The sequence below is a fragment of the Streptomyces sp. CB03238 genome (assembly GCF_002099185.1).
In the GTDB taxonomy this organism is placed as follows: domain Bacteria; phylum Actinomycetota; class Actinomycetes; order Streptomycetales; family Streptomycetaceae; genus Streptomyces.
Map to the genome: position 1 here is coordinate 138607 of NZ_NBCN01000019.1, position 9542 is coordinate 148148.

General features: G+C 67.7%; 6 protein-coding genes and 1 pseudogene. 4 read left to right on the forward strand and 3 right to left on the reverse strand.

Features of this window, described 5'->3' with window-relative positions; all coding sequences use genetic code 11:
* Window positions 1–120: 120 nt before the first annotated feature.
* Window positions 121–3912: an endo-alpha-N-acetylgalactosaminidase family protein gene (locus tag BKD26_RS29405; protein ID WP_084904378.1), complete on the reverse strand. Its 3792-nt coding sequence runs from the start codon at window positions 3910–3912 to the stop codon at window positions 121–123.
* A 457-nt stretch (window positions 3913–4369) separates the two neighbouring features.
* Between BKD26_RS29405 and BKD26_RS29415 the strand changes: the two genes are divergently transcribed.
* The 4 genes and pseudogenes from BKD26_RS29415 to BKD26_RS41650 all read left to right on the forward strand — a co-directional run bounded on the left by BKD26_RS29415 (window position 4370) and on the right by BKD26_RS41650 (window position 8870).
* Window positions 4370–6553 carry an ALF repeat-containing protein gene (locus BKD26_RS29415; protein WP_084904383.1) on the forward strand — a complete coding sequence of 728 codons (2184 nt, stop codon included), beginning with the start codon at window positions 4370–4372 and terminating at the stop codon, window positions 6551–6553.
* 25 nt (window positions 6554–6578) lie between these two features.
* Window positions 6579–7466, forward strand: a complete 888-nt coding sequence (locus BKD26_RS29420) for a Hint domain-containing protein (RefSeq protein ID WP_179166742.1) — start codon at window positions 6579–6581, stop codon at window positions 7464–7466.
* A gap of 34 nt (window positions 7467–7500) precedes the next feature.
* Complete coding sequence (locus BKD26_RS39880; protein ID WP_143662725.1) at window positions 7501–7992, forward strand: hypothetical protein; 492 nt, start codon at window positions 7501–7503, stop codon at window positions 7990–7992.
* Between the two features lie 165 nt (window positions 7993–8157).
* Window positions 8158–8870: pseudogene (locus tag BKD26_RS41650) on the forward strand (IS5 family transposase).
* Here BKD26_RS41650 and BKD26_RS29435 read toward each other — a convergent pair.
* On the reverse strand, window positions 8839–9297 hold the full coding sequence (locus tag BKD26_RS29435; protein ID WP_084904386.1) for a hypothetical protein: 459 nt from the start codon (window positions 9295–9297) through the stop codon (window positions 8839–8841). The pseudogene BKD26_RS41650 and the gene BKD26_RS29435 overlap by 32 nt on opposite strands.
* Before the next feature lie 66 nt (window positions 9298–9363).
* Window positions 9364–9542 (reverse strand): integrase core domain-containing protein (locus BKD26_RS29440; protein ID WP_143662726.1); only part of this gene is annotated, 179 nt, incomplete at its 5' end.

The window sequence follows — 9542 nt, forward strand, 5'->3', positions numbered from 1 at the left end:
GGGGAAGAGGGCTCTTGGGTGAGCGGTTTCTCTCACACGAACGAGCGAACAGTCAATGAATCGCACATGACGTGCGCGAATTGATCGTTCGATCACAGCGCCCTCTCCCCCCGGACCTGGTCAACCGCCGCAGTGGAACCGGGCGTTGCCCCAGTCGGCATGGTCGTTGCCGTTGCCGTCACCGCCGTCGCCGACGACCAGGTCGACGTACGACGCGCCCGTGACGTCCGCGCTCAGCGACCAGGCGGCGTCGCTCGCCTTCAGGACCGGCGACGTCACCTTCTCCGCCCCGTCCGCCGTGACGGTGAACCGCACGGTCCCGCGCGTCGCCTGGGCGTCGTCCACGCCCACCTCGGCGGTGAACGAGGTGCACCGGCCGCCCAGGTAGTAGCGCACGGTCGCCGGGGCGTGGGTGCCCAGGCCCTTGGCGTACGCCACTCCCCCGATCCGCAGCGGGGTGCCGTCGCCCGCGGCCGTCCCGCCGTTGGACATGTCCCGCTCGACCGGGCCCCAGCCGCTGCGGGCCGACGCCCAGTCCAGGTCGCTCGCCCAGGCGTCGGCGGTCGGCGGGGGCGGCAGGGTGCGCACCGAGGTGGCGGCGGTGAGCGTCCTGGCCGTGCCGCCAACCGGGTACGAGGCCGAGGCGCCGAGCTGGTACGCCCGGTACGCGGCGTCCATCGGCGGCGTCACCCGCCAGGTCGCCGTCGCCTTGCCGCCCGGCTCGACCGTGCCGGGCTCGACCGGACCGGACGGCTCGGCGGTCCAGCCCTCGGGGAGGGTGAGCGTGACGGTCGGGCTCACGGTGGCCGTCTCGTCGTTGGTGAAGGTCGCCGTGACGTCGTTGGCCCGGCCCGGCTCCAGGGTCTCGCCCGCCGCCAGGGCGAGCGTGCCGCAGGCGGGGCGGGCGGTGGCCGGGCCGAGGTCGGTGACGGTGAACCGGTCGAGGACGAAGTCGGCGCCGTCCGGGGCGTCGGCGCGCTTGCGCAGCCCGGTCCAGGTGTCGCCGCAGCCGGCCGTGACGGTCTCGCTGAAGTGGCCGGTGGTCCGCTGCTGTCCGATCGGGGTACGGCGGCTCTCGACGGAACGGTCGTACCCGGTCACCCACTCGTACGCGCCCGCGTGGCTCGACTGGTAGTCGTACTCCACCCGGTAGCTGTGCCCGTCCGTCATGGGCACGGTCCAGGGCGCGGTGCGGTAGACGAGGCCGGTGTTCTCGTCGTGGGCCTTGAGGGACTCGGCGCCCTCCAGCACGTCGTCGATGAGCTTCCCGTTCCAGCCCGCCTGGGTGTACGGGGCGTGCAGCTGGCTGACATGGGTGCGCGGGTCGTTGGCGCCGCCCGCGTCGCCCTTCAGGAACGGTCCCCAGCCCTGGTCGACGGCCTCGAAGTCCTCGTACACGCCCGCCCTTGCCGTGGGCGCGTTCTCCACGATCCGTACGTCGTCCACCCGCACCCGCGCCGGGCCGCTGCCGCCCTCGGCCGTGACCGACAGGGTCACCTCGCCGCTGCCCGGCGCGGTGAAGTGGACCTTCGCGCGCTGCATGGACGTGCCGTGCCAGTCGGAGGCCGCGATCCGGTTCGGCACCGTGGAGCGCTCGACGGCCACGGAGGCGCCCCCGGCCGCCAGCGTCGTACGCCGGGACGCCCCGGGCTGGACCTCGATCCAGGCGGACGCGCTGTACCGCTTCCCCGGCGTCAGCCCCCCGATCCGCTGGGCGATCCCGGCGCGCGCCTCCCCGGTGAGCACCGCGCTGTTGCGCCCCCGCTCGTCGGTGTCCCGCGCGACCGCCCCGGTCTTGGTCCAGGCGCCCAGCCGGGCGTCGTTGAAGCCCGGGTCCTTGACCGGCGTGCCCTCGCCCCACCGCACCGGCGGCTGCGCGGGCGCCTGGTCCGGATACAGCACGTACGCCTGCCTCGCGGCGGCGGTCAGCGTGATCCGCCCGTCCGTCGACGGCCGTACCGTCCCGGCCCGGACCCGCCCGTTGTCGGTCAGCCGGTAGACCGTGTACGTGCCCCCGGGCACCGCCCACGTACTCGTACCACCGCCCTTGTTGTAGTGGTAGAGCTTGCCCTCCCACGGCAGCAGGTACCGGTCCCCGTCCAGGACCTTGCGGCCGTTTTCGTAGAAGGTCCGCCTGCCGTCCTCGACCGTGCCGCGCACGCCGCCCGTGAAGGTGATGTCGTTGCCGTTCCAGCGGAGGATCTTCTGCCGCTGGAGGTATTTGGCGGGCAGGTTCTTCTGCCAGATGTTCGCCGTGAAAGCGGTGTAGTCGGTCTCGCCGGTCCAGCCCTCGAAGTCCTCCATGGCGGTCTGGCCGAGGACCGGGTGGTTGTTCCAGATGTCCTTCTCGCCGTTGCGGACGAACCGGATGATCTGGGAGTTGAGGCCCTTGTTCGTGGCGCCGCCGTAGTCCAGGTCGTTGGCCCAGTGCGACCACAGCGACGCCCGTTCGAACTTGTCGGACCACTCCGTGCCGACGTTCCAGCCCTGTGCCTGCACGGCCTGGATGGTCTTGTCGGCGATCCAGCCGTGCGTGTAGTAGACGTCGATGTAGAGGAAGGAGAGATTGCGGTCGGTCTCGTCCCTCAACTGCTGGAACCTGCGCGCCAGATCACCGCTGTTGATGTCCCGGCGCTGGTTGATGTAGTAGCTCTGGTTGAGCCAGTTCCAGCCGGGCTTCGTCTTGTCGACGAGCGTCTCGCTGAAGTTCCTGGCCTCCGGGTACGACTCGGTGGCGTTGACGTGGACGCCGAAGGTGGCGCCCCACTTCTTGCCGCCGCGCAGGAGGTCGTTGAGGCCGTCGAGGCCCCCCGCCCGCTTGTTGTAGTTGCCGCCGTAGTCGGGGTGGGCGGAGTCGTGGCCCTCCGAGCCGTACCCCTTGAGCACCGCGAGCTGACCGAGCCCGTCCGTGGAGAGCGACACCCGCTTCACGTCGTCGAGGGTGCGGGTGAAGGGGTGGGTGGCCTGGCTGGCGAAGTTGAACGGGATGTGGGTGACGACCCGGCCGGGCGTCTGCGCGCTGCCCGGCGCCTTGATGCCGATCGTACGGAAGGCGACGGCGCCGTCCTGCCAGTCGACCCGCCCGTCCCCGTTGACGTCGGGCGTGACGACGACCTTCGCCCACGGCAGGTCGCCGCCGCTCTCCGGCTGCGGCGCGCCCGCGCCCCGGTACGTCCACTGCCCGGACCACACACCCACGCGTACGCTGCCGTCCGCCGCCTTACGGGCCTGGTGCCAGAAGCGGGCGTCGTCGCCGTTCGTGGGCCCGGCGGGCTTGTCGTAGCTGGAGTTCGACTCCACGGCGGCGGCCAGCGAGCCGGTGTTGACGATCGCGTACGACGCCCCCACGGGCGCGGCATCCGGCTGTTCGGGCACCGTCCCGAACACGTCGGCGGTACGCGTCGAGTCGGGGTCCAGCTTGGTGAACGCGGTGGCCGCGCCGGGCTCGGTGGAGCCGACCGACACCAGGTCGTGCCCGGGTATGTCGATGGTCCCGACGCGGAAGGCGTCGGTGTCCCGGACGGCCGTCACCCTGAAGGTGGTGGCCCGCCCGGCGACGGTGAGCGTCGCGTCCACCTCGACCCCCGGCAGGTCGGGGAAGGCGAGCGTGTAGCGGGAGCTCGTGGCGGTGACGACGGGTTCGCCGGCGAGCCGGACGGCGTACGCCGTGCCGTTGAGCGTGACGGCCGTGACCGGACTCGTACTGCCGAGCAGCCGCGCCCCGCTCGCGCGGTCGGTGTACGAGACGACACGCGGGAAGTCCCGGGCGACGGCGACGGACAGCTGGGGCGAGCCGATGAGCAGGGTCTCGGTCGTGGTGGGGGGTGGTCCGGCGGCGGCAGGTCCCGCCAGGGCGAACACGGCGGCTGAGGCGGCGGCGAGGGCGCACACCGCACGGAATCGTGGCGACATGGCCACTGGAGTAACGGTCGCCTCACAGCACCGTCAACGAAACGGACCCGCTGCGGCGACGCCAGTCCAACAACCCCGGTCGGTTAATCCAAGTCCCGCTCCCACCGGGCCGGTTGGCGCCGCACCAGCCCGGTGGACACCGGCGTAACGGCCCGCCCGGGAGGGCGGGCCGTTACGACCACGGGACTACAGCGGACGTGCCGCTTTCAGGCCTGAGGATGTTGCCGAGTTCCTTGAGGTCGGGCAGTTCGTCGCCAGAAACCGTGATCAGGAACATGCGACGATCGCGCAGCTGGCTGAGCAGGCGAAGCTGGCGGGGAAGCAGGCCGAGGACGCGACGAAGTCGGCGGAGGAAGCTTCCGCGCGTGCGATCGCCGCGTCGGAGCTGGCGAAGGAAGCAGCGGCCAAGGCCGCGCAGGAGACCGAGGCGGCCAAGAACGACGCCAAGACGGCGTCGGTGAAGGCCAAGCAGGCCGCTGACGCGGCCAGGGCCGCGGCCTCGGCGGCGCAGCAGGCGATCGGTTCGGCGAACGCGGCCAACCGTGCCGCGCGTGTCGCCGCGCTTGCCGCCGCGCAGACCGCCAGCGCGGCCGCGGCTGCGGCCAATGCCGCGAACCAGGCCTACAACGCGGCGATCGCGGCGGGCAAGGACGCGAGCAAGTCGGCCGCCGCCAAGACGGCAGCCGCCACTGCGCTGATGGCAGCGACACTGGCTGAGGGCTCTGCGGCTGCTGCCGATCAGGCGGGCAAGGCCTCCAAGGCAGCCGGAGTCGCAGCGCAAGCCGCAACGAGTGCGGGCGCCAATGCCAACGCCGCCGCCGCATCAGCCGAAGCGGCAGGCGACTACGCCGACGCCGCTGGTGCCCACTCGGCCGACGCGAAGGCCGCCGCTGCGGAAGCTCGCGGGCACGCCACCGCCGCCAATAACGCCGCCAACAGGGCCACGGCACTTGCCGAACGCTCCGCCACGGCCGCCTTCGAGGCCCGCACCGCCGCCATGTCGGCAGCAGCACACGCCCGTAACGCGGCAGCGGCGGCGGAAGAGGCGGCCAAGTACGCCGGTGAGGCAGCTGACGCGGCAGCACAGGCCAACCTGCACGCCGAAGCAGCGAAAAAGGCAGCCGACGCAGCCACCGCCGCGGCGGCGACCGCGAATAAGGTCTTCGCCATCGCGCGTGAGACCGAGGCTGCTGACCTGGCGACGCGAACCGAGGCCGCTCTTGAACGGGCCAGGACCAGCAAGACAGTCACCAACACCATCGTCTCCGACTTCGCCTCGCAACAGGTTCAGTCCAGGTCTCTCGACGCCAATGCGGCCGCATTGGCCGCCGAAGTGACCAAGCCCGACGCGGATGTGAAGACCCTGGCGGTGAAGGGCCGCCAGCTGGCCATGCAGGCGATGAAGCTTCGAGGCCCGATCAGCCAGGACGCGGCCGCGTTCGCCCTGGCAGGCACGGATGAGGAAGTCCTTGAGTACCTGCGGTCGGGCTGGAAGGAGGCTGAGCAGCGTGAGATGCGTGAGCGGGTCTTCCAGCTCAGCAGCCAAAGCCCTTACCCCTCGGTGAGGGAGGCCGCCACCGCTGCTCTTGCCGGTACGCCGCAGCAGATCGCCGACTTCTACACCACCGGCCAGTACACCGCCGGCGCTGACGACATGGCCGTCGCCGTCTCCAAAATCAACAGCACCGGCGGCCCCGGCGTCAAGGAAGCCTCCCGCGCCGCACTGGCCGACGGCAGCGGCAAAGCCCTCGCAGTCTTCCTGGCGGGTACGCAGTACTCAGCACGCCTCTCCGACGAGGAGGTGATCGCCTCCCAACTCGTCAACGACCCCAATAGCGGGCCTGAGGTGAAGGCATCAGCGAAGATCGCTCTGGCCGGCCCGGCGGACCTTCTCCACGAGTTTGTGGCGGTCGGCCGCTTCACTGCCGACCGCAAGGACAAACTCGCCGAGCATCACATCGCCCAGGTCCAGCGGCTGATCGACGAAGCATCGCTTGTCGCTGCCGAAGCTCAGAAGAATCGTTGGCTCGCCGCCGAAGCGGCCGCCAAAGCCAACCAGGCATCCGCAGAAGCGGAAAAGGCCAAGGCCGAAGCGCTGAAGTCCGCCGGCGAAGCCCAGGACCACGCGGCCGCAGCCGACAAATCCGCCGACGCCGCCGAAGCCAGCGCAACCGCAGCGAAGAAGTCCGCTACGACCGCCCGAAATGCTGCCACCTCAGCAGACCGTGACGCGGACGCCGCCGAGGCATCCGCCGCTGACGCCGAATTCTCCGCCCAGTACGCTCGCGACTCCGCCGCCAGAGCTAGCTTTGCGGCGGCGGATGCCCGCGCCTCGGCCATCGCAGCAGGGAAGAACGCAATCGACGCCGGGAAGATGGCGTCGCAGGCATGGCTCGAAGTCAAGGAAGAACTCGAGGCCGAAGCAGCCGAAGCCCGCCGTCTGGCGGCAGAAGAGGCCAAGAGAAAGCGCGACGCAGAGGCGGCCAACAAGGAGAAGAAGCAGTGCGTCGACCTCGTCCCGCGCACGTACAGATACGTCGACTGCGACGTACTCGAAGAGCGTCGGCCGAAAGTCGAATCCGATCTTCGACGGTCTTATGTGGTGGTACGACGTCGACGAGATCGCCAAATGTGTCGATGACCCCGTACACGTAGAATGCGCGGTCTTGGCCGCGACTTCCATCCCCGTCGCAAAGGTGATCAAAAAGTTCGCCAACGGGGTCGAAGAGGTAATCGACGCGACTAAAAAGAAGAACCCGACCCCGGCACCCACTTGCCCTAATCACAGCTTCCCCGCTGGGACACGGGTGCTCATGGGGGACCGCTCGACGCGGCCCATCGAGCAGATCAGGGTCGGCGACGCCGTACTGGCGACAGACCCCCAGACGGACGTCACCGAGCCCCACCGGGTCGACGCGACCATCCACACGCCCGACGACCGCGACTTCACCGACATCACCCTCGCGGCACAGCACGGCGGCGGCACCGTCACAGCCACCGACCACCACCCCTTCTGGTCCCAGACCAAGAGAAAATGGGTAGACGCAGGCGACCTCACTCCCAATGACGCACTACGACAGCCGGACGGTCAAGCTGCAGCCATCACTGAAGTCAAGCACTGGAAGTCCCTTGAACCGGCGTACGACCTCACCGTCAACAGCCTCCACACGTACTATGTACTAGCTGGACAAACTCCGGTACTCGTACATAACTGCGGAGTGGGCGACGCCCTAAAGACCTGGCAGAGCCAGAGTTACACATATGGGAGCAATTCGTTCCTGCTGAGAAAGCAGGACATGACCCACATTCTCGAGGGGCATCATCCGGCCTACCTCCGAGGAAATACCAGCAATAAGACGCTGTTCGACGCACGAATGACCATCGAGGACGTTCAAAGTGCCATATCTGCGGTGATGAGACAGAATCAGCGGAAGCTGGGCAGCCCTGAATACGCTCAGGGAAAGTGGGACAAGGTTTACGGACAATACGACGGGCGCTTGTATGCTCTCGGCTTTGGGGACGGGGTTATTGGACAGTTCTATCCCGTAGTATGACCGAACGACGGTTCGACACAACTTAGGCAACCGAATGACGGCAAGAGCTAGTACCTTCATTGTTTCCGATTCCGGGGAGTTCATTCCGGTTGAAACCTGCGGAATCCGCTTCTGCCGGGATCGACGCATCCAGGGTGCCATTGATCTGCAAGTCAATGACACCCCGATCCTGGGGCGCAGCGAGACCGACACGATCGACGCACTTTGGTCGCTGATTCTCACCTACCTTGAACATTTCATGGCGGGCGAGGACAGGGTACTCAGTTTCCCAGAGCGTAGCTTCACGCTCGACCTGAAAAGGGTCTCGGGTGGAAACGTCGTGGTGAGATACGCAAACCAAGAAGAGAAGCGTGCCGCGCTGATTTCCGAGAAGGAGATCCTCAAGGCGCTGACTTCGGGTGCCATAAAGTTCTTCGACGCAGCGTTGAAATCCTCGCCCAACGATGAATGGAGCTATAGACGCGATTTCAATACAGCGGTGCGGTTGCATGAGGAGTGCTCTGGTCCCCCACCTACCTCGCCGTGACGCGCCTACGACCTGTCGTCAAAGTGATCTAGGGTCGCGGATCATGATCAGGTGATACGCCGCCACGAACTGTCCGATGCCGAGTGGATTTGATACACCCATTGCTACCCCGGCCCGCACTGGGGCGACCGCGACTGGACGACCACATGATCATCAACGGGATACGTGTGGAAGTTCCGGGCCGGGGTCGCCTCGCGGGACGTGCCCGAGCGGTACGGCCCGTGGACCACGCTCCACACCCGTTTCCGCCGATGGTGGCGAACGGCACGTTCGACCGGATTCGGGCCGCGCGGACAAGGGCGGACGCTGCCGGAGACATCGACTGGCTCGTGTCGGTCGACTCCACCATCGTTCGGGCCCACCAGCACGCCGCCGGGGCACGAAAAGGGGGCTCCGCAGCCCGGCGCTCGGCCGGTCCCGAGGCGGCCTGACCAGCAAGATTCACCTTGCTTGCGACGCGGCCGGCCGCCCGCTCGCATTCGTCCTGACGGGCGGGAACACCAACGACTGCACCCAGCTCACCGCCGTCATGGAGGCAATACGGATACCCCGGCTTGGGCCCGGGCGGCCGCGTATCCGGCCCGATCACATCCTGGACGACAAGGGCTACAGCTCCAAGGCCATCCGGGCCTGGCTCCGGGGCGTGGCATCGGACACACCGTTCCGGAACGGGCTGACCAGATACGCAACCGGCTCCGGCGCGGCAGCCGGGGCGGACGCTCGCCCGCCTTCGACAAGGAGCTCTACAAGCGCCGCAACGTCGTGGACGGTGCTTCAACCGTTTGAAGCAATGGCGCGGGATCGCTACCCGATACGACAAGACCGCCGAGTCCTACCGAGCAGCCGTCACGCTCCCGTCACTGCTGATGTGGGCGTGACAGCCGAAGCGAAGCCTTGCAGCTCTCCCACAGCGTGACGGTCAGTCCGAGAGAGGACTCCGGTAACAGATGCTGAGAACGGCTCTCGTTCGGTGCGCGGCAGCGATACCTCGACCAGTTTGCCGTCATAGATCATCCAAAGGCCGAAGCAGTCGTCGTCCTCGTCGCGAACGAGGACTTGGACGGAGTGCGGATCCGGCCATGCCAGAGTTTCCAGGTGGTTCAGCAACCCGTGCCAGTTGTGTCGGATGAACTGGATAACCCATGCGTAACACTCATCGGACGGCATGCGCGACCCGCCGAACATGCTGTCGTCCACACGCGTGAAGCACTGGTGCCAGTCCCTGCCCTTGTCGGGGCGGGTGAGGGGTTCCATGACCTTTTCAGCTCTTCGCGCCAGGACGATGACCTCTGTGTATCTACTCATCAGCCCATGATGATCGTGCCATGTCAGAAGGAGGCCGAAAAGACGATCACACTTTGACGACAGGCCCTAGATGTGCTGTCTGGAGAGGTTGGTGCCGCGGCTGGCAGGTGTTTGGCCGCCGATGCCGGTGTGGGGTCGGTGGTAGTTGTACCAGTGGAGCCAGTCGGTGAATGCTTCCATGCGCTCGTGGTCTGAGGAGTAGGGCCGCTGGTAGGCCCATTCGTCGAGCAGGGTGCGGTGGAAGC

What these genes read in the sequence shown, in the direction of transcription:
- BKD26_RS29405 (WP_084904378.1), bottom strand. Translation starts at nt 3,912, where the DNA reads ATGTCGCCACGATTCCGTGCGGTGTGCGCCCTCGCCGCCGCCTCAGCC.
- BKD26_RS39880 (WP_143662725.1), top strand. Translation starts at nt 7,501, where the DNA reads ATGACGGCAAGAGCTAGTACCTTCATTGTTTCCGATTCCGGGGAGTTC.
- BKD26_RS29435 (WP_084904386.1), bottom strand. Translation starts at nt 9,297, where the DNA reads ATGAGTAGATACACAGAGGTCATCGTCCTGGCGCGAAGAGCTGAAAAG.